The sequence below is a fragment of the Paraburkholderia tropica genome (genome assembly GCF_914484835.1).
Lineage (GTDB): Bacteria > Pseudomonadota > Gammaproteobacteria > Burkholderiales > Burkholderiaceae > Paraburkholderia > Paraburkholderia tropica_A.
The window spans coordinates 1-21344 of record NZ_CAJZAR010000059.1; the positions used below are offsets into that span (position 1 = coordinate 1).

A 21344-nucleotide genomic window follows, 5' to 3' on the forward strand; every position below is an offset into this window, starting at 1 on the left:
GGGTGCCCCTATGTGATTCGTCAAGCGGTAGGGGCGGATTTTGGTTGGTAGAGGGTACCGTCGCGGAGCATGGCGAACAGCACGTCGCAGCGTCGTCGAGCGAGCGCGATGAGCGCCTGATTGTGGCGCTTACCCTGCTGGACCTTGCGCGCGTAATAGTCCCTTGAGATTGGGTCGCGCAGGGCAGCGAAGGCCGAGAGGAAGAGCGCTCTCTTAAGTACCTTGTTGCCCCGTCTGGACGGGTGTTCGCCACGGATGGACGAGCCCGAGCGTCGGGTCACCGGGGCGAGGCCGGCGTAGGCGGCGAGATGCGCAGCCGACGCGAAGGCCTTGTGAGCGACTTCAGTGAGGAGTCTGGCGGCGGTCCTGACGCCGACTCCCGGCATGCTGGTCAGGACCGGCCAAAGAGGGTGTGCGTGCACCAGGCGTTCAACTTCGCTGGCTACTTCCTCGCGTTGCTTGCGCAAGGACGCGAGCTGCTGGGCAAGACGAGGCATGACGATGGTTGCCGCCTGAGTGCCAGGCACGATTACAGCCTGTTCGCCGAGCGCCTGGGCGATTTCGGCAGCCAGGCTCTTGCCCATGCGAGGTGCGAGTTTAGTAAGGCGATTTGCGAGTGTTTTTTCGCTAGTTGAGGCGAGCTCGGCGGGCGACGGATATCGCTCAAGCAGATCGAGCACGGCCGGATGGTCGAGGCGCGGTCCCAGAACCCGTTCCAGCGCCGGATGGATCTGGGTGAGCAGGCCTCGAATGCGGTTGCTGGTCTGGGTAATTTGAGCGGCGAGATCGTCGTCGAAGCCGCACAGCATGGTGAGTTCGGCGAGCGGTTCGTCAGCCAGTCGAAGTGAGCGCAGCGTATGCGGCATCGAGCGCGCGGCTTCTGCAATGATGGCGGCATCGCGGGCGTCGGTCTTGGCTTCACCAGCGTGCAGGTCGGCGATGCGGCGCATAGCCAGACCCGGCAGATATGCGACCAGGACACCTTCATCACGGGCGACTGCCACGGGCAACGCGCCGATGGTGGCGGGCTGATCGACGACGAACAGGAGTTGGCCGTGTGTCTTGAGTTCAGTGATGAGGGCGCGCAGTTTGGCCTCATCGTTAGGCAGTGCCTTGTTGTACAGGCGCTTTCCGCTCCGATCGAGGGCGACCGCGTGATGGTGGCCTTTGCCAACGTCGACGCCGACGAATACGTCGACTGAGCTATGTTGTTGGTGTTCTTGCATCGAGGGCTTTGCAGGTTGAATGGTTTGGCCCGCAACATTGGTGGCAAGTCTCGGCATCCACGTTACGGACGGCCTCAACAGATCCTGGCCGAGCCCCTATTAGCGATCACCAGCCACCCACCAGGCCCGGTGACAACACCCCCCGGATCATGACTGCGACTGGGGGCGAGAATCATGCCGGGCCTAGCTGGCCAAATCCTCGATTGTCGAGGAGTGAAGATAGTAACGAGGGCGTCGCTGGGGCGTCGAAATTTGCCTTTGGCGATCCCGTCAAAACAACGAGGAACCCACAACAATCGCGCTCACCTTCTGCAACGCATCGAGGAATGGTTTTGTCCCGCGGCGACTTCGGCCTGAACACGGCCACGGATACGCCGACGCTCACCGTCGTCGCCATCCGCCACACCTTCTGACGTGAGATACACGCATCGCCGAGGCGCTCAGCACGCGCGCGGCGCTTCGCCGATAATGCTTCGTCGATCCATCGAGGAGTCCGCGCGTGAAGGTCAGCGAAGCCGTCAACAGCCGCAAATCGGTGCGTCAGTTCTTGCCCGATCCCGTCGATCCGCAGGTGATTCGCGCCGTGCTCGCCGCCGCGTCGCGCGCGCCGTCCGGCGGCAATCTGCAGCCGTGGCACATCCACGTCGTGGGTGGCGAGCGGCTCGCGGCGTTCAAGTCGATCATGGCCGTGCGTATCGCCGAAGCGCCCGAGGGCGAGCGCGGCGAGTACGACGTCTATCCGCGCGAACTCACGCCGCCGTATCGCGACCGGCGTTATCAGGTGGGCGAAGATCTCTATCGCAGCATCGGCATCGCACGCGACGACCGGCCAGGCAGGCTGCGTCAGTTCGCGCGCAATTTCGCGTTCTTCGACGCGCCGCTCGCGCTCTTTTGCAGCGTCGACCGGCAGATGGGGCCGCCGCAATGGTCCGATCTTGGCATGTTCCTGCAGACGGTCATGCTCCTGCTGCGCGAAGCCGGCCTGCATAGCTGCGCGCAGGAATGCTGGGCGCGCTATGCGCGGACGGTCGGCGACTTTCTCGCGCTGCCGGATGAGCGCATGCTGTTTAGCGGCATGGCGATCGGCCATGAGGATGTCGCGGCGCCGATCAACCAGTGGCGCTCGGCGCGCGTGCCGCTCGACGCGTTCGTCCAGTTCGACGGCATCTGAACGTCGCGAATCACCGCGCAATACCGCGATTTAAGCTATTTGAAAGCTGATTGCGTCACGGCGTGACGCAATGCCTGTTTTCGGTGCGTCAGGGCGCGGATGATGCGATCAAAGCGCCGCGCGGATGCGTTCGGCGACCGCTTCCAGTTGCGCCTTGTCGGCCATGTCGCGCGCGTGCATGCGCAGTTCTTCGCCGTTGCGGCGCGGAATCAGGTGGAAATGTACGTGCGGTACGGTCTGGCCGGCGGCCGCGCCGTTGAATTGCGCGATCATCAAACCGTCGGGCGTGAGCGCCTTGCGCAGCGCCGCGGCGAGCGTGTGCACCATCGCCATCGCCGCGTTCAGCGCCTCGGGCGACAGCTCGTAAATCTCTTCCGCGCCTTCCTTCGGCAGCACCAGCACGTGGCCTTCCGATTGCGGCATCACGTCCATGATCGCGACGGCGGCGTCGTTTTCGGCCAGTTTGATGGAGGGAATTTCGCCGCGCAGCAGCTTCGCGAAGATGTTGTTGGTGTCGTATGCCATGGGTTTTCCTCGGGTTTTCTTCGAACGTCTCGTGCGAGCGCGCCGCAGCCGCGCCCGTTTCTCCGGGCCGATCTCGTGGCCGATGCCGCAGCCGATCTCGCGCCCCAGCCGCCGATTATCGCCTGGCCGACGCCCGAAAGCGGGCTGTCCGCGTCCCTGCACTTTTTTTGAAGCGGGTGCATCATAGAGGTTCTCGCAGCGAGCGCGACGACGAAGTCTTGATAGCAACCTCTTGCATGTGGCCGGAGTGAGGCGCAGGGCGCCGGTTCCGGTCTTGACGGAGCACGTATGGCAACGACCGATCTCGAAGCAGCCCAACCCGCCCGCGAGGCAACGGGTTCGGGGGCCTGGCGATTTACCGCCCAACTCCTGGCGCGCGCCGACGTCAAGTTCAACGGCACGCGGCCGTGGGACATGCGCATACACGATCCGCAGGTGCCCGAGCGCGTGCTGGCGCTCGGCAATCTCGGCCTCGGTGAAGCCTATATGGACGGCCAGTGGGATTGCGAGCAGCTCGACGAATTCTTCTCGCATGTGTTGCGCGCGCATCTAGACGACCAGATCGATCCCGCTCGTCTCGTCTTTCACGCGCTCAGGGCGCGCCTCATGAACCGCCAGACCGCGCGCCGCGCGTGGAAGGTCGGTCAGCAGCACTACGATATCGGCAATGCGTTTTACGAGGCCATGCTCGACAAGCGCATGACCTACACTTGCGGTTACTGGCAGGGCGGCGCGAAGACCCTCGATGAAGCGCAGGAAGCCAAGCTCGACATGATTTGCCGGAAGCTCGGCCTGCAACCGGGCATGCGTCTGCTCGACATCGGCTGCGGCTGGGGCAGTCTCATGAAGTTCGCGGCCGAGCACTACGGTGTCTCGTGCGTGGGCGTGACCATTTCGAAGGAGCAGGCCGCGCTGGGTGCAGCCAGTTGCGAAGGGCTGCCGGTGGAGTTCCGGTTGCAGGACTATCGCCTGCTCGACGAGAAGTTCGATCGTGTCGCCAGCGTGGGCATGTTCGAGCACGTCGGGCCGAAAAACTACCGCACGTATATGGAAGTCGCGCATCGCTGTCTCGACAGCGAAGGGCTGTTCCTGCTGCACACGATCGGCAAGAATCGTCGCGACACTACGCCCGATCCGTGGATCGACAGATACATTTTCCCCAACGGCGAATTGCCGACCATCGGTCAGATCGCCGATGCCTCGGGCGGCTTGTTCGTCACCGAGGACCTGCACAATTTCGGCGCCGATTACGACCGCACGCTGATGGCGTGGCACGCGAATTTCGAAGCCGCGTGGCCGCGTTTCGAAGCCGAAATGGGCCAGCGCTTCTATCGCATGTGGCGTTACTATCTGCTGTCGTGCGCGGGTGCGTTCCGCGCGCGCGATATTCAACTCTGGCAGTTCGTGCTGTCGCGCAATGGTCGGATGGGCGGTTACGCGCGCCCCGAATTGCCGACGGCGGAGTAATCCGCTACGTGTGAAAAAGGCCTTGTTTCAAGGCCTTTTTCGAATGCAGTCGTTTGAAAGCAAACCGCATGCGCCAATGGCGAGGCGGTTTTTTTATTCGTCTGAGCGCTTACCGGATTTAACGCATGACAGCGGCGACCGTTGCGATGCCGAGTATCGTCATCAGCACCGAGGCGCACACATGAATGACGATCTCGCCCGCCGCCCAGCCGAAGCGACCTTCCTGAAGATGCGCGACGACTTCGGCGGAGAAGGTCGAAAACGTCGAGAGGCCGCCCATGCAGCCGGTGATGACGAACAGGCGCCATTGCGGCGAAACCTCGGGCAGACGCATGAACGCCGCGACCGCCACGCCGATCACGTAACCGGCGATCACGTTGGACGCGAGCGTGCCGAGCGGCAGCGAGGGAAAGAGCGCGTTCAGCCGCAGGCCGAGCACCCAGCGCAGCAGCGAACCGAGCGCGCCGCCGATGCCGACGGCGAGTATGGACAGATACATGTCAGGGGTCGTGGTGAGCGCATTGAACGGCGCGCACGGCGTAGCGGCGCGCTCCGGCCTGGACCCCAAAGTGTAGCAGCGCGGCTCTGCCCCCGTGCGCGCCGTGTGCCGCGTCAGACGAGCCCGCCGTTGGCACGCAGCGTCTGACCGTCGACCCAGCCGCTGTCCGGGCCCGCGAGAAACGACACGACCGAGGCGATGTCCTCGGGTTGGCCGAGGCGTTCGAGCGGCGGCATGCTCGCGAAATGGCGAATCTGTTCCTCGGTCTTGCCTTCGAGAAAGAGGGCGGTGGCGACCGGCCCTGGCGCGACCGCGTTCACCGTGATGCCGCGTCCGCGCAGTTCCTTCGCGAACACGCGCGTGAGCGCTTCGACCGCGCCCTTGGTGGCGTTGTAGATGCCGTAGCCGGGCAGATTGAGCGCGAGCGCCGTGGTCGAAAAGTTGATGACGCGTCCGCCGTTCGCGAGCTTCGCGGCGGCTTCGCGCATCGTGTTCAGCGTGCCGCGCACGTTGATGTCGAACATTTCGTCGTAGAGTGCGTCGGTCGAATCGGCGAGCGTGGCGATCTTCATCACGCCCGCATTGTTGACGAGCACCGTGGGCTGGCCGAGTTGCGCGAGTGTCGTCTCGAACAGCGCGCGCACTTCGTCGGCCTTCGCGATATTGGCTTTCACGGCGATCGCGCGGCCGCCCGCCGCCGTGATCGACGCGACCAGGGCGTCGGCTTCGCGTGCGCTCGACGCATAGTTGACGACCACCGCATGGCCGTCGCGAGCCAGCCGCGCGGCCACGGCGGCGCCAATACCGCGCGACGCGCCGGTGACGATGGCCACGCCGCGCGCGGTGGTGGAGTTTGTGGTTGCGGTGTTCATGCTCGATCTCCGTTCGATGGGTGTCCGCCGCAGCGGGAATGGAGTCGATCATGCGGGAATTCGCGCCGCCGGTCATTGCGCGGCGGCGGGTTTCATCATTCCATTTCGATTAACAATCGAGCGGGCGCGCGAGAAGGTTAGTGAACATTGAATCTGCCTGCACACGCGCCCGCATCGAAGTTCAGTACGCGATGCAGACCGATTTCGTCTCGGTGTACGCGTCGATGATCGCGCGGCCATGTTCGCGGCCGATGCCCGACGACTTGAAGCCGCCGAACGGCAGCGCCGGGTCGACCATGTTGTGCGTATTTACCCAGACCGTGCCCGCCTGCACGCCATCGACCACTCGCAGCGCGCGATCGAGCTGATTGGTCCACACGCTCGCGCCTAATCCGTACTCCGAAGCATTGGCGGCCGCGATCGCTTCCTCGACGTCGTCATACGGCATCGCCACGAGCACGGGGCCGAACACTTCTTCGCGCACGACCGTGAGCGGCCGGTTGCCGGCGTTCGCGATCACGGTCGGCTCGACGAAGAAGCCCGCGCGCTGACCATCGCCGCCGCCCGCGAGAATCTCACCGCCTTCCGCGCGGCCCTGCGCGATCATGCCCGCCACCTTGTCGCGATGGCGCGCGGACACGAGTGGCCCCATCTGCGTGGCCGCATCGAAACCGGAACCGAGCACCGTATTGCGCGCGACGGCCGCGATACCGCCGACGATCTCATCGAAGCGCGCACGCGGCACATAAAGGCGCGAGCCTGCCGTGCAGACCTGACCGTGATTGAAAAAGATCGCGCCCGCCGCGCCTTCGATCGCGCGTTGCGGATCGCAGTCGTCGAGCACGATCACGGGGCTCTTGCCGCCGAGTTCGAGCGAGACGCGCTTCAGATCGCTCGCGCACTGCTTGCCGATGAGGCGGCCCACTTCGGTCGAGCCGGTGAACGTGACCTTGTCCACTTGCGGATGACGCACGAGCGCCGCGCCCGCCGTCTCGCCCTGGCCCGTGACGACGTTGAACACGCCCGGCGGAAAGCCCGCTTCGTGCGCGAGTTCGGCGAGGCGGATCGCGGTGAGCGGTGTTTCCTCGGCCGGTTTGAGCACGACGGTGCAGCCGCAGGCGAGCGCGGGCGCGATCTTCCACACGGCCATCAGCAGCGGAAAATTCCACGGCACGATCGCGGCGACTACGCCGGCCGGCACGCGCCGCGTGGACGCGTTGTAGCGCACGCCCGGCGGAAACGCGAGCGAGAGATCGACGGTGCTGCCTTCGATCTTGGTCGCCCAGCCCGCCATGTAACGCAGCCATTGCACGCTCCCGCCCACTTCGAGCATTTTCGAAAAGCCGAGCAACTTGCCTTGATTGAGCGTTTCGAGCGCGGCGAGTTCGTCGCCATTTTGCTCGACGAGATCGGCGAGCTTGAGCAGCAGACGCTCGCGCGCGGCGGGCGGTAGACGTCGCCATGTATCGGCTTCGAAGGCGCGGCGCGCGGCGCCGACTGCTGCGTCGATGTCGGCATCGCTGGCGTCGGGCACCTGCGCGATTTCATTGCCGCTGGCCGGGTTGAAAACGGCTAAGCTGCGGCCGTTGCCGCTCTCGACGAAGCGTCCGTCGACGAACATCTGCGTACGGATCGTGTGCGTGAAATCCTGGCGGTCCATCTTGTCTCCTTGATTCGTTGATGGGTTCAGCGAAGTTCGATTGCGCCGCGTGTGGCGAGCGCGGATGGCGTGACGTAATGCGTGCTGGCGTCGCGACGGTTGGCGAGTGCATACGCACAGGCGAGGTTGAGCGTGGCGCCGAGCAGATAGAGCGTGTAGAAGCCCTGGCTAAAACCCCAGGAGGTGGTGGCGAGTGCGGCGCCCGCAAGCATGCCGCCGTGATGAACGACGCCAGGACAGCCCGCGTGCGCGGCGCGTTGTAGACGCGACGAGCGGATCAGCGCGGGCAGCGTGAGCGCGTCGAGCAGCGCGAAGGCTGGCGCCGCGAAGTTCGCCCAGGCCGAAGACGCGTCGAGCGTGAGCGCGGCGAGCAACAGGCCGCGCAAGACAAAGAGCGCAAGCAGCGCATGCCGATGATCGACGCGATCCGCGATCCAACCCATCGCGATGACGATGCCGAGCGAAGCGGCTGCATGCGAAAGCGAAAACGGCCCGGCGGCGCAGATCGAAAAGAGTTGAAAGCGGGCGAGTACGCCGCTCGATAAACCGGCGAGCAGGGCGGCGGCGAGCATGGGCGCATTGCCGCCCAACGCGATAGTCAAATCACGGCGTTCAATTGAACGATTGGGAATCCTTTGCAAATGCTGCGCTCGCAAATCATTCCACGCTGGAATCAGCGTCGCGACGCCTATCAAAACCAGCATCGCGGCAAACGCGATCGAGATGGCATTCGCTTGCGCCGACGCCGCGCTCATCGCGATCATCGTCGTGATGAGCGCGGCGGCGATGGGCGTGACCGGTCGCGATGCGAATCGCCGTGCAAGCACCGAAGGCAGCAAGGCCATGGCCGCGAGCGCAAGTGCGCTGGCGGCGAGCGCGCCGACATGCGCGCCCGCGTGCATCGCCATCACCATCACGCCCGCCGCCAACGAGGCCGCGCCGCCCGTCACCGCGCACCATGCGCACGCGTCGGCGAGTGTGCCGCGAACGCTCGTGAATGAGAGACGGCGCATGGCTCGCTTACTTCTTGCTGCCGCAGCAGGTGGGAGCGCTGTCGGGCGCGCCGTCCTGCACGCTATGCGGATCGCGTCCGCCCGGCAGATCCATCGCCGGATTGCCGTCGAAGAAGTTATTCGGCTTGAGCATGAAGCCCGCGTATTCCACCGGCATCACCGGGAAATCTTCAGGCTTGCACACATGCGTATGACCGAAGCTGTGCCACAGCACGATGTCTTCATTCTCGACATTGCGATTCGCCTCGATATAGCGCGGCAGACCGTCACCGCCCGCATGCTGATTCGGATAATCGCCGCTCGCATAGCGCTGCGTGGTGTCGTACGGCGTGACCCACACATGACGCGTCGCGAAGCCGCCGCGCTGGCGCACCTTCGAGTTCGGATCGGCGAGCATCAGCGGCGAGTCGTTGACGATGAGCTTGTAGCCCGGATTCGCGCCCACGCGATTCTTCACGTTCGGATTCACGACCTTCCAGAAGCGGCCGGTCTGTCCGTTCGCATTGCGCGCCGCTTCCTGCTCGGTCTTGAGCACGCGCTTCGTGGTATCGAACACATTGCCGTACGGATTGCCTTCGCCCATCGGACGCGGCACGAATTCATGCTCCGTGACCGCATTCTTCTCGCCGTCGACCATCATGTGCAGACGCGCGTTGAAGAAGTGCTGATGCGTCGGGCCGCCGAGATTCTCGGTCACCATGCCGCCCCACGGATACGCGCCGCCATCGGCGACTGCCGAAGTCTGGATAATGCCCGTGAGCTTGCATTCCAGTTGAATCGTGCCGTCCTGATAGAAGTACCAGTAAAAGCCGTAATCGTAATTGCCGACCGTCGCGAAGAACGAAATCACGAGACGGCGCGAGCGGCGCATTTCGAATACGCCAGTACGGAATTCATAATGCTTCCAGAGCGTGCCGTAGTCTTCTTCGTGCAGGCACACGGCGTTTTTCATCGTGAAGCTATTGCCGAAATCGTCGGCGGACGGAATGTCGAAATAGCGGATCGTGCCGAGACAATCGCAGCCGAGTTCGAGTTGATTCGCGAGTTTGCCGAGCCCGTATTCGCCCGCGTCGAACGCGCTTTTCCAGTAGTGATTCGTCGTGGGATCGGAGTAGGGCACGCACATCTCCGTCACGCTCGCGCGATAGATGATGGGGCGCGGTGCGTTCTTGCCATCGTCCCACGTGATCTGGTTCAGCACGAGGCCTTCGCGCGGCGTGAAGCCCACGCGGAAACTCCAGTTCTGCCACTTCACCTGCCAGCCGTCGATCGTGAAGCTCGGACCATCGGGCTGGCTGATCGAGAGCGGCTTCACCGTGTCGCGCGGCTCGCCGAGACTCGGAGTGTCGTAGTTGTGCTTCGCGCGCGGAATCGGAATGATGCGCCCATCGTCGACGAGTTCGATCACCTTCTGTTCGAGCAGATCGACCACGGCAACCACGCCTTCGATCGGATGCGCATAGCCGTTGTCGGTCACGTGCTCGCGGTAATAGCTCACGCAGCGCACGAGACGGCGTCCGCCTTCGTTGGGGCGGTCGAATGCACCCGCCGAAAACGGGTCCACCTGCACGCGTTCGAGATCGTCTTCGGTGAGGCCGCGCTTGAGCACAGCCGCGCGCCATGCCGGATCTTCTTTCACGATGCGCTCGGCATTGATGAAGTCTTCGATCATCACGGGCGGCTGGCCGAACGGCGCGCTTTGCAGCGAGAGCGGCGTGCGCGATTCCACTTTTTTCTCGCGCAGATCGACGACGAATTCAATCGTTTGCGAACGCGTGCGATCGATGGCGATCACGAATGCACAGCGCGAAAAATAATCGCCTTGCCGCCAGGCGAGCACTTCGGCCTTGGGCGGATCGCGCAATTCGGTCACGGGAAAGCGGCCAAATTCGTCGAGCTGTTCGGCGGCCTTCACGATGTCACAGGCGAGCTGCATTTCAGCGAGACTCAGTGGGTCGAGCGGATGCGAATTCGAGGTCGTGTTCATAAGCATTTCGTAAGGATGTCGTTGAGCCGGAACAGCGCCGCTTGCGTCGCGTGCATTCGTGTATGAAGCACTGAATGCAGGGTGTTTCGTTGTGCGAGTCCATGGGCGATGTCGTGCATCCATCGTAGAAACGCCGTATTTTTTTCGCGCTTGCAGAACGCGCCAAAGGGGCGATAGAGTGCGCCATACGTAGAGCGAACGAGAGCCGTCAGGCGAACGGAGCGAGACATGAAAAGAGTGCCTGTGAATAGCGGTTTTCCGATGATTCGCGGCGCCGTGATGGGCCCCATCGTGCGTGCGCTCGACGCCGCCGGCGCCCCTTGCGACGCGCTGCTCGGCGAGTTCGGACTGAGCCGCCGCCAGTTGTCGGACCCTTATGAAATCCTGCCGCTCGGGCGCTATGTCGAGGTGTTCGAACGCGCCGCGCAGGTGCTCGACGAACTGTGGCTCGGCCTGCGTCTGGGCAACGAATTGCAGCTCACGGAACTCGGGCCGGCCGGGCTCGTGTTCATGTCTTCGCCCACGCTCGGCTCCGCAATCCGTAGATTCACCGATGCGCTAGCCTCATGGCAAAGCGCGACGCTCGTCGACCTCGTCAGCGACAACGAATGGCCGATCTGGAGCTATCGCATCGCGCACGCGAACATCTGGCCGCGTCGTCAGGATGCCGAATACAGCGTGAGCGCGATGTGCCACATGATCCGCCTCGTGCGCGGCGCGCAATGGACGCCGGTCGAGATCCATTTCGAGCACGCCGCGCCCGCCGATATCAAGCCCTATATGCGGATTTTCCGCGTGCCGGTGCGGTTTCAGCAGCCGTCGAGCGGGGTGATCCTGCATCCGCACGACCTCGACGCGCCGCTCAAAAGCGCGGACAACCAGCTCGCGCGCCTGATGGAGCGCCACGCCACCGACCTCATTTCGCGCGATACCGTGCCCCACAATCTCGTCGATCAGGTTCGCGATCTCGTCACGCGGCGGCTTGCGCGCGAGAAGCTCGTGGTCGCCGACATCGCACGCGATCTCGGTCTCTCGAACCGTTCCTTGCAACGCCATCTCGCGGAAGCGGGCACGTCGGTGCGCGAGATCATTCGCGACGAGCGCCAGCGCAACGTGGCCGTGCTGCGCGATCAGGATGGCATGACGAACGCGGCGGTCGCGCGCGCAGTGGGTTACGCCGACGCCACCGTGCTCTGGCGCGCCACGCGCAACTGGGCGCGGCCCGACAAATCACGCTGATTTGCCGGCTTCACGCCCTGTTTACAAATAGAAAGCTGGCGCGCCTGTACGCGCGCTTCGATGTTTCCGTTCATTGATTCGTCATCCGAATCAAATTCGGTATTTTTGCCTCGTTAAGTAAAAACCCGCAGGTGCGTTGGCGCACTTTATCGAAAATTTGGCGCGGAAGGCCAGGTCGCCATATTTTTTAGCTGCCTACCATGCGCTCCAATCGAATCGAAAAATGAATCCCGGATGCAACCCGGGTTCAATCGGCGAGCTTCGATTCGACGAGCGCCAGGGCACACGGTTTTCATCGTGTCGTATGGCGAATATCAGACCAGACACCCGCAGAGGCAACGATGAATGAACCGTTTTCAACCGCCGGCCTCGTCGGCGACGACGCCGCTGACGCCTCGGCGCCCCAGCGCAGCCGCCTCGGCCTGTGGCAGATCGTGTTTCTCGTGATTTCGGCGGCCGCGCCGCTCACCGGCATGCTCGGCGCGGTGCCGCCCGCCATCAGCCTTGGCAATGGCGCGGGCATTCCGGGCGCCTTCGTGATCGCGGGCGTGGTGCTGCTCGTGTTCAGCGTGGGCTTCGCTTCGATGAGCCGTCACATCGTGCGCGCCGGCGCGTTCTACGCCTATATCACGGCGGGCCTCGGCCGTCCGCTCGGCATGGCGGGCGCGCTCGTCGCGCTGCTGTCGTACACCTGCATCCAGATCGCGTTGTACGGCCTGTTCGGCTTCTTCTGCACCGTCGTGCTCGGCCCGATGCTGCACAGCGCGCTGCCGTGGTACGCGTATTCGCTCGCGTGCCTCGCCATCGTGCAGATCACGGGTTTGCGCGGGATCGATCTCAACAGCCGTCTGCTCGGCGTGCTGATGTGCCTCGAAATGGGCATCCTGCTGGTGCTCTCGCTCGCCATCGTGATCCATCACGGCGGCCCCGACGGCCTCACGCTCGCGCCGTTCGCGCCGCAACACGTGTTCAGCGGCCACATGGGCATTGCGGTGATGTTCGCGCTCGCATCGTTCATCGGTTTCGAAGCGACGGCGATTTACGGCAAGGAGTGCCGCGATCCGAAAGTGACGGTGCCGCGCGCGACCTATGTGTCGGTCTCGCTGATTCTGGTGTTCTTCGCATTCGTCACGTGGGCCATCGTGTGCGCCTATGGCCTGAAAGACGTGGCCGATGTCGCGACCAAACAGCCCGGCGATTTCTGGTTCATGCAGTCGGCGAAATATCTCGGCGGCACCATGACCACGGCGATGAGCCTGCTGCTGCTCTCCAGCATCTTCGCGAGCCTGCTGTCGTTTCACAACACGATCGTGCGCTACATTCACGCGCTCTCGGTGGAAGGTCTGCTGCCCGCGAAGCTCGACCGCCTGCACCCGAAGTACGGCTCGCCGTATCTCGCGAGCTATCTGCAAACGCTTTCCGTGCTGGTGCCGATCGGCGTCTTCGTGATCGTGGGCGCGGACCCGTTCAATATCGTCTTTAGCTGCACCTCGGCGCTGGGCACGATCGGCATCGTCATGTTGCAGGCGGTGACGAGCTTCGCCGTGGTCGCGTACTTTCGCGCCACGAAAAAGGACACGCGCTTCTGGCACGCGTTCGCGGCGCCGGTGCTCGGCGGTATCGGCCTCTTGTGGATCGGCTTCGTGCTGATCGGCAATCTCGACGCGCTCTCAGGCTCCGATAGCGCCATCGTGCGCGCATTCCCGTGGATCGTGCTCGCGGTCGCCGTGCTCGGCATCGCGCTGGCCTTTGCGCTCAAGCGCGCGCGGCCCAACATCTACGCACGCTTCGGGCAGTAGGGCGCGTCGGTCTCTTCACACGCTTCGTCAACGCTTCATCCAGCACCACCTCCAGCAGTCAACACTGGCAGCAGCTACGCGGGCGGCGCGTGCGAACGACGCGCGCCGTAGCCCGGTCGCGTCCGGCGCATGACGGCCCGCGCGATCTCTCACTTCAAAAGACAACGACATGGCAGATCTTTTCGTCAAGCGCACGGCGCTGGCGCTGGCTTCGTGCACCCTCGCGATCGGCGCGCACGCGCAGTCCACGGTCACGCTCTACGGCACCGTGGACGCCGGCATCGTCTATTCGTCGAACCAGCAAACCACGCACGCCGACGGCAGCACCGACGGTCATTCGAACTGGCAACTGGGCGGCGGCAATCTCGTGCCGTCGCGTTGGGGCCTGACGGGCAGCGAAGACATCGGCGGCGGCACGACGGTGAATTTCACGCTGGAAAACAGCCTGTTTACGCAGAACGGCGCGATGCTGCAAAGCGGCACGCTGTTCAACCGCAACGCGTGGGTCGGCGTCGCGAATGCCAACTACGGCACGCTCACGCTGGGGCGCCAATACGATCCGTTTTCCGATTACCTCGGCGCGTATGCGTCGAGCAATAACTGGGCGACGCTCTACGGCTCGCATTTCGGCGACGTCGATAACCTCAACGAAGCGTTCAACTTCAATAACTCGATCAAGTATCTGAGCCCGAGTTTCGGCGGCCTGACCGTGGGCGGCCTGTTCAGCCTCGGCGGTGTGGCCGGCGACTTCTCGAAGAATCGCGGCTGGTCGATCGCCGCGAATTACACGCACGGGCCGCTTTCGCTTTCAGCGGGCTATCTGCAATTGCATAATCCATTGCAGGCCGCGTTGGGCGGCGAGAGCGGCTATATCGGCGACTTCAGTTGCGCGAATGCCGATGCATCGTACTGCGAACTACAGAATGCGGAGAAGATCGACATCTGGGGCGCGGGCGGCTCGTATGTCGTCGGTCCGGTGACGCTGGCGCTGAGCTACACGCACACGCGTCTGTCGCAGAGCCAATACTTCGCGAGCGCCGCTCAGCCGCAGGGTGCGAATATCTCGTTCGATATCGCCGAACTGAATACGATGTGGCAATACTCGCCCGCGCTGCAATTCGGCTTCGCCTATATTTTCAACGACGCACACCCAGGCGACAGCTCGTCGACGCGCATCCATCAGATCAACCTCGGCGCGGTTTATAACCTCTCGAAGCGGACCGCGCTCTATGCGGTCGCGATCGGCCAGAAGTCGACGGGCGCGGGACTCGGGATCGACGCATCGAGCGGGGCGACGCGCAACCTCGCGCAGATCCCGAATCTCGTGAACTCGGACAGCGACAAGCAACTGGCGGTGATCGCCGGGATTCGCCACAACTTCTGAGCGAGACGGCAGGCGGCGCGAGAAGAGAGCGCCGCCGCGCGTTGCAGTGCGCCAGACGGCGCGCGCGGCGGCGCCTGGCCGCTTCGCGCGCCGGGCGGGCGGATCGGCGCTAGAATGGTCCGGTCCGCTTTCCGCGTGAGCCCTCGCATGAAAGTTGCCCTGTTCGTCCCGTGTTTCATCGACGCGTTCTACCCCGAAGTGGGGATCGCGACGCTCGAATTGCTGGAGCGGCTCGGCTGCGAGGTCGAGTATCCGCTGGAACAGACCTGCTGCGGGCAACCGATGGCGAACAGCGGCGCACAGGCCGACGCGGCCGGCGCGGAGCGCGTGTTCGTGCGCGCCTTTGCGGGCTACGATCATATTGTCGGGCCGTCGGCGAGCTGCGTGAACCACGTGCGCGACCACCTCACCGCCATCGAGCAGACCGACGAAGTGCGCCACGTGCGCGCCAACACGTATGAACTGGTCGAATTCCTGCACGACGTACTCGGCGCGCGCGATTTTCCGTGGGCCGAATTCCCGTGGCGCGTGGGCCTGCACAATAGCTGTAGCGCGCTGCGCCATCTGCACGAAGCGTCGATATCCGAGATCGCAGGTGCGCCGTTTTCCAAACCGCTCGCGCTGCTGCAACACGTAAAGGGCATCGAATTCGTGCAGCCCAAACGGCCCGACGAATGCTGCGGGTTCGGCGGCACCTTCGCCGTGACGGAAGAAGCGGTGTCGGTGCGCATGGGCCAGGACAAGATCGTCGATCATGTGAGCGCGGGCGCGCAGTACATCGTCTCCGGCGACATGTCCTGCCTCATGCATCAGCAGGGCTGTGCGGAGCGCATGAAAGCCGACGTGCGCTTCATTCACATTGCGCAGGTGCTCAACGGAGCGCGCGCATGAGTGCCGATCCCGCTACGAAATCGAACGCGAGCGCGCCCGACACGCCGCGTCAAGCCAATGCGAATACGGGAAAACGCGTCGAGCACGCGAAGCTCGCGGGCTCATTTCTCGCGCATCCCGAACACGTCGACTTTCACGACAAACGCCTTTGGGATCTGCGCACGAAACGCGACGCGCAGGCGCACGCGATACCGGAATGGGAAACGTTGCGCACGCTCGCTTCGCAGATCAAGGCGCACACGCTTTCGCATCTGGCCGATTATCTCGACCAGTTCACGCGCGAGGCCGAAGCGAATGGTGTGAAAGTGCATTTCGCCGATACGGCGGGCGAGCACAACGAAACGGTTTTCCGCATCCTGAACGAGCGCGGCATCACGGCGCTGGTCAAGAGCAAATCGATGCTCACCGACGAATGCGACATGCGCCCCTATCTTGAGCAGCGCGGCATCGCGGTGATGGAAACCGATCTCGGCGAACGCATCCAGCAGCTCGACAAGCAGCCGCCGAGTCATATCGTCGTGCCCGCCGTGCATAAATTGCGCGACGACGTGGCCCAGGTGTTCGGCCGTACCATCGGCACCGACCCGCAGAACAACGACATTCATTATCTGGCCGAAAGCCAGCGCATGAATACGCGTCCATGGTTCGTGCGCGACCGCACGGCGGGCATGACGGGCTGCAATTTCGCAGTGGCGGAGACCGGCACGGTGGTGGTCTGCACGAACGAGGGCAACGCCGATCTCTCGGCCAACGTGCCGCCCATTCATATCGTGTCGATGGGCATCGAAAAACTCATTCCGCGTCTTTCCGATCTGGGCGTATTCATTCGCATGCTCTCGCGCAGCGCGCTCGGTTCGCCGATCACGCAATACACCTCGCATTTCCGCGCGCCGCGCGAAGGCGCGGAACTGCATTTCGTGCTCGTCGATAACGGCCGCAGCGCGCGGCTCGCGATGCCCGACTTCTGGTACTCGCTCAAGTGCATCCGTTGCGGCGCGTGCATGAATACATGCCCGGTTTATCGGCGCAGCGGCGGGCTGTCGTATGGCAGCACCTATGCGGGTCCGATCGGCGCGATCATCAATCCGACCTTCGATCTGAAGCGATTCAGCGCGCTGCCGTTCGCGTCCACGCTCAATGGCAGTTGCACCAATGTGTGCCCCGTGAAGATCAATATTCACGAGCAGATTTATCAATGGCGCGAGGTCATCGCCGCGCAGCATGCGGTGCCGTTCGTCAAGCAGGAAGTGCTGAAGATGGCGGGCAAGCTGCTCGGGAGTCCGAAGCTCTATCGCGCGGCGGTGAGTTCGCTCGACGGCGCGCTGCGGCGGCTGCCGAATTTCGTGCTCTATAACCCGCTGAATATCTGGGGCCGTCAACGCACGCTGCCGCAGGCGCCGTCCACGACGTTCCATGCGTGGTATCGCAAACACCGCGGCAAGGGAGGCGGCGATGGCCAGCCGTGAGAGCTTTCTCGCACGCGTGCGCGCCGCGCAACCGGCTGCGGAGCCGCTGCCCGACGTGCCGCTTTTCGACGCGCCGCCCGGCGACATTCGCGAGCGCTTCACCGCCGGTCTCATGCTGATGGGCGGAAAGACGGCGCAGGCCGCATCGGGCAGCGACGTGCTCGCGCTGATTCAAGCGCGCTTCGGCGCGCAGGTGTCGATCGTGTCGAGCACGCCCGAGGTGCCGGGTACGCGCGCGATCGATGCGCAGACGCCGCCCGCGTCGCTCGAAGACGTGCAGGTGGGCGTCGTGCGCGCGCGCTTCGGCGTGGCGGAGACGGGCTCGGTCTGGCTGAGCGAACGCGAGTACGGCGTGAACGCGCTCGGCTATCTCGTGCAGCATCTTTACGTGCTGCTCGATCCCGCCGCTATCGTGGCGGGTTTGCAGGATGCGTATCGGCGCGACGATTTTCGTCACGCGCGCTATGCGGTGCTGGTCACGGGGCCGTCCGCGACCGCCGATATTGAGGGCGTGCTGATTCAGGGCGCGCAAGGGGTGAGATCGCTGACCGTCGTATGGCTGCCCGCGCAGTGAATCGCGCCGGGCCGCGCGCGCACGACATCGACGCGATCTTGCAGGCCGGGCAGTTACGCGAGCGACGATGGTCATCCACATTCTTCTACTGAGCGGTTTTCTGCTGGCGAGTATCGCGCTGGTGCAGGCCGTGAGCCTGCGTTTCGCGCTGTCCGAGTCGGTGCTGCTCGCGGCCTGGGGTTTCGCGCTGGGCGGCATCTATATGCTGAGCGGCGATCTGTGGCCGCAACTCGCGTCGAGTGTCGTCACGCCCACGTTTGCGCCGCGCCTGCCACCCGAAGCCTATCTCTGGATCTTCCTGCCGCTGCTGCTGTTCCAGGCCGCGCTCAGCGTGAACGTGCGCGAGATGCTCGGCGACGCCGCGCCCATTCTGCTGCTCGCCGTCGTGGCCGTGTTCGTGGCGACGGCGATGGTCGGCGGCAGCATCGGCCTCACGGGACTCGGGCCGGTGACCGACGGCCTGCTGCTCGGCGCGATGGTCGCCACCACCGATCCATCGGCGGTGCTCGCCGTGTTCCGTGAAGTGGGCGCGCCCGCGCGCCTCGTGCGGCTCGTGGAAGGCGAGAGCCTGCTCAACGACGCAGCGGCGATCGCCATCGCGAGCGTGCTGATCGCGGCCATCACCGGCGATGTCGCCGCGGCTACGGCGGGCGCCGCGCTGCGCACGCTTGCCATCGAACTCGTCGGCGGCCTCGCGTTGGGCGCACTGGCCGGACGCGCGATCGCGTACCTGCTGCCGAATCTCGGTGGCGAGGGCAAGGCCGAAATTTCGCTGAGCTTCGCGCTGCCGTATCCACTCTATCTGCTCGCCGACCAGGTGCTGCACGTCTCGGGCGTGGTGGCGGTGGTGGCGGCGGGCCTCGTCATCAGCGGGCTCGGGCGCACGCGTCTGTCGCCGCGTAACTGGGAGCATCTGCAATTGATCTGGGAGCAGGTCGCGGCGATGGCGGGCGCGGCGATCTTCTTGCTCGCGGCCATGCAGATTCCCGCGACATTGAGCGCGGCGCACTGGGGCGATCTGCTCGCGCTTGTCGTGGTGGTGGTCGCGGCACTGCTGGCGCGTCTGGTGGTCGCGTTCGGCATGCTGCCGCTATTGAGCAAGCTGAAGCTCACAGAGCCCGTGAGCGCCGCCTACAAACTCGTGATCGCGTGGGGCGGGTTGCGCGGCGCGGTCACGCTCGTGCTCGCGCTCGGCCTCGCGCAGAACGAGGCGCTGCCCGAGAGCACGCGCCGCTTCGTGGCGATCCTCGCGACCGGCTTCGTGCTCGTGAGCCTGATCGTGAACGGCTCGTCGCTGAAGCTGCTGATCAAGCGCCTGAAGCTCGATCTGCTGTCGCCGCAAGAGGCCGCGCTTCAGCAGCAGGCGGTGCAGTTGTCGTCGATCCGCGTGTCGGAGGAAGTGCACGCGGCGGCGCGCACGTTCCGCATTGCCGATGCCATCGCCGAGGAAGCGTGCAGCACTTTCCGCCGCAGCATCGACCTGTGCGCGACGGCGTTCGATATCGAGGTGGCGCTGTCCGAGCGCGAGCGGCTCGCGATCGGTCTCGTCACGCTGGCTTCGAAGGAGCGCGATCTGATTCCACGCTATGGCAGCGGCATCATCACCGTGCGCAATCTCGACGCGATGATGCAGAACACCGACGCCATGATCGAGGAGTCGCGCGTGGCGGGCCGCATCGGCTATCAGCGCGCGGCGGCGCGCATTCTCGAAGACACGCCGGGTCTGCGCCTCGGGCGCTTTCTCGCGCGCTGGCTGCATATCACGCAGCCGTATTCGGATGCGCTCGCCGATCGTTTCGAACTCCTGATGTGTCGTCGCGTGGTGCTGCACGAGCTTTACGGGTTTTCGGAAACGAGCCTCACGCCGCTGCTCGGCGCGCGGCTCGCGAAACTGCTCGGCACCATTTTGAAAGGGCGTATCGAAGCGGTGGAGCGCGGGCTCGACGACGTGCGCCGTTGCTTCGGCCACGGCGCGGACGTGCTGGAGCGCCGCATGATGCTGCTCTATGCGTTGCGTGAAGGACGCGCGCGCGTGGTCGAGATGTACGAGGACCGCTCGATCTCGAAGGAGATTTACGACTCGATCCGCCGCGAACTGGATGTAGCGTGGAAGCTTGCGGTGCCGCGCGCGCATCCGGGCGTGCTGCTGCCCTCGGGCGGGGCGCTCGCGCACGAGGACGCCGCGCCGTTGCCGATCGACGAAGCGGATGCTGTGCGCGATGCCGCCGCCGCTGCTGCGCACAGCGAGCCCGTCGCGCAAGTGTCGGGCGACGAAAATACGAACGAAGTCGTGAACGCAAGCGCGCAGGAAAGCACGCAGGAAATCACGACGACAAGCGCCGCCGAACCGCGAGCCGAGCCATGACCGAACTCGGCTCCGCTGCGCTCGTCTTCGTGTTGCTGCTTGGCGGCGCCGGGCTCGGCGTGTTGCTCAAGCCGTTGCTGCCCGAGGAGCATCGCAAGCACGAGACCGTGCAACTCGTGCAACTGGTGGTCGGCATGCTGGTGACGTTCGCGGCGCTCGTGCTGAGCTTGCTGACCGCCTCGGCGAAAACGAGCTACGACACCGCCACCGACGACATGCGCGCCTACGCGGCGGAACTCATCCAGCTCGATTCGCGTCTGCGTGACTATGGCGAAGGCGCGGATGCCGCACGCAAGGCGCTGCGCATCTACACGGCGGCGGCGATCGCGTCGACATGGCCGCAGGAGAGCGCGCCGCCGGGCAACTATTATCCGCGCGTGCCGGCCGCGCGCGAAGACGAACTGGAGAGCACGCAACTCGGCGCGATGCTGAACACGGTCGCGCATCAGATTGCGCTGTTCGAGCCGCACGACCGTTATCAGGCGGCGCTGGCGACGCGGCTCGGCGACCTGTTCGCGCGCGTGCGCGACACGCGATGGCGATTGATCGAGGAGGCGCACGGCACGATTTCGCGTCCGTTCTTCGCCATGCTCACGCTCTGGCTCATCCTGATCTTCCTGAGCTTCGGGCTGGTCGCACCGCATAACTCGCTGGCCGCCGCGATGATCGTGCTGGGCGCCGTGTCGATTTCGTCGTCGGTGTATGTGATCGTCGATCTCGACACGCCGTTTTCAGGGCAGATCATCATCGAGAGCGACGCGATGCGCGACGCGCTCCGGCATATGGATGTGCCGCGCGAACCCGGTGTGCTGCTGCCGCGCGCGCAATGATACGCGGCGTTGCGCTAGACTCGCGCGCATCGATTGGAATCAGGAACAGGAGGTCACCGATGCCGCGCAAGACACTCAACGCATCGCGTTTGCAGGACGAAGTGAAGCGCCGCCTTCAGCGCTTGCAGGAAGTGGTGGAGGACGGCGTGAAGATCGTCGTGCCGCGCCCGCAATGGCAAGCCGCCGACCGCGCGGGCTGCAACTGGACGATGAAGCATTTCGGCAACGCGGCCGGTTTCGAGGCGAGTATCGCCAGCGTGCTCGCGCAGGTGCAGGCGGAGTACAACCTCGCGGCGGAAGGCGAGGAAACGGACGACGACGAGGAAGAGGCTTCGCGCCGCGCGGCTGCCGATCCGTTCGGCGGCGCGGGCGCGTC

The 21344-nt window shown here is 64.4% G+C and carries 17 protein-coding genes and 1 pseudogene; 11 read left to right on the plus strand and 7 right to left on the minus strand.

The window, feature by feature from the left end:
• Window positions 1–20 precede the first annotated feature (20 nt).
• Window positions 21–1226: an IS110 family transposase gene (locus LDO54_RS20010; protein WP_224012411.1), complete on the minus strand. Its 1206-nt coding sequence runs from the start codon at window positions 1224–1226 to the stop codon at window positions 21–23.
• 499 nt (window positions 1227–1725) lie between these two features.
• Here LDO54_RS20010 and LDO54_RS20015 point away from each other — a divergent pair, with 499 nt between their 5' ends.
• Window positions 1726–2397: a nitroreductase gene (locus tag LDO54_RS20015; RefSeq protein ID WP_224012412.1), complete on the plus strand. Its 672-nt coding sequence runs from the start codon at window positions 1726–1728 to the stop codon at window positions 2395–2397.
• Window positions 2398–2505: 108 nt separating this feature from the next.
• On the opposite strand, the gene LDO54_RS20020 is transcribed toward LDO54_RS20015, so the two are convergent.
• Window positions 2506–2922, minus strand: coding sequence for an HIT family protein (locus tag LDO54_RS20020; RefSeq protein WP_224012413.1), 417 nt, complete (start codon window positions 2920–2922; stop codon window positions 2506–2508).
• A 288-nt stretch (window positions 2923–3210) separates the two neighbouring features.
• Here LDO54_RS20020 and cfa point away from each other — a divergent pair, with 288 nt between their 5' ends.
• Window positions 3211–4389 (plus strand): cyclopropane fatty acyl phospholipid synthase, encoded by a 1179-nt coding sequence (cfa, locus tag LDO54_RS20025; protein WP_224012414.1) that lies wholly within the window; start codon window positions 3211–3213, stop codon window positions 4387–4389.
• A gap of 118 nt (window positions 4390–4507) precedes the next feature.
• Here the strand turns inward: cfa and crcB are convergent, their stop codons facing one another.
• The 5 genes from crcB to LDO54_RS20050 form a co-directional block, all read right to left on the minus strand.
• Entirely contained in the window at window positions 4508–4888 is a 381-nt protein-coding gene (gene crcB, locus LDO54_RS20030; protein ID WP_224012415.1) for a fluoride efflux transporter CrcB, read from the minus strand.
• Window positions 4889–5001: 113 nt separating this feature from the next.
• Window positions 5002–5760 carry an SDR family oxidoreductase gene (locus LDO54_RS20035; protein WP_224012416.1) on the minus strand — a complete coding sequence of 253 codons (759 nt, stop codon included), beginning with the start codon at window positions 5758–5760 and terminating at the stop codon, window positions 5002–5004.
• Window positions 5761–5941: 181 nt separating this feature from the next.
• Complete coding sequence (styD, locus tag LDO54_RS20040) at window positions 5942–7420, minus strand: phenylacetaldehyde dehydrogenase StyD (protein WP_224012417.1); 1479 nt, start codon at window positions 7418–7420, stop codon at window positions 5942–5944.
• Window positions 7421–7446: 26 nt separating this feature from the next.
• Window positions 7447–8433, minus strand: coding sequence for a hypothetical protein (locus tag LDO54_RS20045; RefSeq protein ID WP_224012418.1), 987 nt, complete (start codon window positions 8431–8433; stop codon window positions 7447–7449).
• 7 nt (window positions 8434–8440) lie between these two features.
• Window positions 8441–10420: a primary-amine oxidase gene (locus tag LDO54_RS20050; protein ID WP_224012419.1), complete on the minus strand. Its 1980-nt coding sequence runs from the start codon at window positions 10418–10420 to the stop codon at window positions 8441–8443.
• Between the two features lie 228 nt (window positions 10421–10648).
• Here LDO54_RS20050 and LDO54_RS20055 point away from each other — a divergent pair, with 228 nt between their 5' ends.
• The 9 genes and pseudogenes from LDO54_RS20055 to LDO54_RS20095 all read left to right on the plus strand — a co-directional run.
• Window positions 10649–11659, plus strand: coding sequence for an AraC family transcriptional regulator (locus LDO54_RS20055; protein ID WP_224012420.1), 1011 nt, complete (start codon window positions 10649–10651; stop codon window positions 11657–11659).
• 341 nt (window positions 11660–12000) lie between these two features.
• Window positions 12001–13458 carry an APC family permease gene (locus tag LDO54_RS20060; protein ID WP_224012421.1) on the plus strand — a complete coding sequence of 486 codons (1458 nt, stop codon included), beginning with the start codon at window positions 12001–12003 and terminating at the stop codon, window positions 13456–13458.
• 169 nt (window positions 13459–13627) lie between these two features.
• Entirely contained in the window at window positions 13628–14842 is a 1215-nt protein-coding gene (locus tag LDO54_RS20065) for a porin (RefSeq protein ID WP_224012422.1), read from the plus strand.
• A 147-nt stretch (window positions 14843–14989) separates the two neighbouring features.
• Window positions 14990–15733 (plus strand): (Fe-S)-binding protein, encoded by a 744-nt coding sequence (locus LDO54_RS20070; RefSeq protein WP_224012423.1) that lies wholly within the window; start codon window positions 14990–14992, stop codon window positions 15731–15733.
• Window positions 15730–17199 carry a lactate utilization protein B gene (locus tag LDO54_RS20075; protein ID WP_224012424.1) on the plus strand — a complete coding sequence of 490 codons (1470 nt, stop codon included), beginning with the start codon at window positions 15730–15732 and terminating at the stop codon, window positions 17197–17199. Before LDO54_RS20070 ends, LDO54_RS20075 begins: the two co-directional genes overlap by 4 nt.
• Complete coding sequence (locus LDO54_RS20080) at window positions 17186–17773, plus strand: LutC/YkgG family protein (RefSeq protein ID WP_224012425.1); 588 nt, start codon at window positions 17186–17188, stop codon at window positions 17771–17773. The genes LDO54_RS20075 and LDO54_RS20080 overlap by 14 nt, the downstream gene beginning before the upstream one ends.
• Before the next feature lie 67 nt (window positions 17774–17840).
• The gene (locus LDO54_RS20085) at window positions 17841–20138 is read left to right on the plus strand and encodes a cation:proton antiporter domain-containing protein (protein WP_224012426.1); all 2298 of its coding nucleotides are present in this window, start codon (window positions 17841–17843) and stop codon (window positions 20136–20138) included.
• A complete protein-coding gene (locus LDO54_RS20090) occupies window positions 20135–20968 on the plus strand; it encodes a hypothetical protein (RefSeq protein WP_224012427.1) in 834 nt (277 codons plus the stop codon). Before LDO54_RS20085 ends, LDO54_RS20090 begins: the two co-directional genes overlap by 4 nt.
• A gap of 59 nt (window positions 20969–21027) precedes the next feature.
• Window positions 21028–21279 (plus strand): annotated as a pseudogene (locus LDO54_RS20095) (hypothetical protein); the annotation flags it as partial.
• Between the last annotated feature and the right edge of the window lie 65 nt (window positions 21280–21344).

Coding starts and splice junctions, on each gene's coding strand:
- LDO54_RS20070 (WP_224012423.1), top strand. CDS start 14,990: ATGAAAGTTGCCCTGTTCGTCCCGTGTTTCATCGACGCGTTCTACCCC.
- LDO54_RS20080 (WP_224012425.1), top strand. CDS start 17,186: ATGGCCAGCCGTGAGAGCTTTCTCGCACGCGTGCGCGCCGCGCAACCG.
- cfa (WP_224012414.1), top strand. CDS start 3,211: ATGGCAACGACCGATCTCGAAGCAGCCCAACCCGCCCGCGAGGCAACG.
- crcB (WP_224012415.1), bottom strand. CDS start 4,888: ATGTATCTGTCCATACTCGCCGTCGGCATCGGCGGCGCGCTCGGTTCG.
- LDO54_RS20060 (WP_224012421.1), top strand. CDS start 12,001: ATGAATGAACCGTTTTCAACCGCCGGCCTCGTCGGCGACGACGCCGCT.
- LDO54_RS20065 (WP_224012422.1), top strand. CDS start 13,628: ATGGCAGATCTTTTCGTCAAGCGCACGGCGCTGGCGCTGGCTTCGTGC.
- styD (WP_224012417.1), bottom strand. CDS start 7,420: ATGGACCGCCAGGATTTCACGCACACGATCCGTACGCAGATGTTCGTC.
- LDO54_RS20085 (WP_224012426.1), top strand. CDS start 17,841: ATGGTCATCCACATTCTTCTACTGAGCGGTTTTCTGCTGGCGAGTATC.
- LDO54_RS20075 (WP_224012424.1), top strand. CDS start 15,730: ATGAGTGCCGATCCCGCTACGAAATCGAACGCGAGCGCGCCCGACACG.
- LDO54_RS20020 (WP_224012413.1), bottom strand. CDS start 2,922: ATGGCATACGACACCAACAACATCTTCGCGAAGCTGCTGCGCGGCGAA.
- LDO54_RS20035 (WP_224012416.1), bottom strand. CDS start 5,760: ATGAACACCGCAACCACAAACTCCACCACCGCGCGCGGCGTGGCCATC.
- LDO54_RS20010 (WP_224012411.1), bottom strand. CDS start 1,226: ATGCAAGAACACCAACAACATAGCTCAGTCGACGTATTCGTCGGCGTC.
- LDO54_RS20045 (WP_224012418.1), bottom strand. CDS start 8,433: ATGCGCCGTCTCTCATTCACGAGCGTTCGCGGCACACTCGCCGACGCG.
- LDO54_RS20090 (WP_224012427.1), top strand. CDS start 20,135: ATGACCGAACTCGGCTCCGCTGCGCTCGTCTTCGTGTTGCTGCTTGGC.
- LDO54_RS20050 (WP_224012419.1), bottom strand. CDS start 10,420: ATGAACACGACCTCGAATTCGCATCCGCTCGACCCACTGAGTCTCGCT.
- LDO54_RS20055 (WP_224012420.1), top strand. CDS start 10,649: ATGAAAAGAGTGCCTGTGAATAGCGGTTTTCCGATGATTCGCGGCGCC.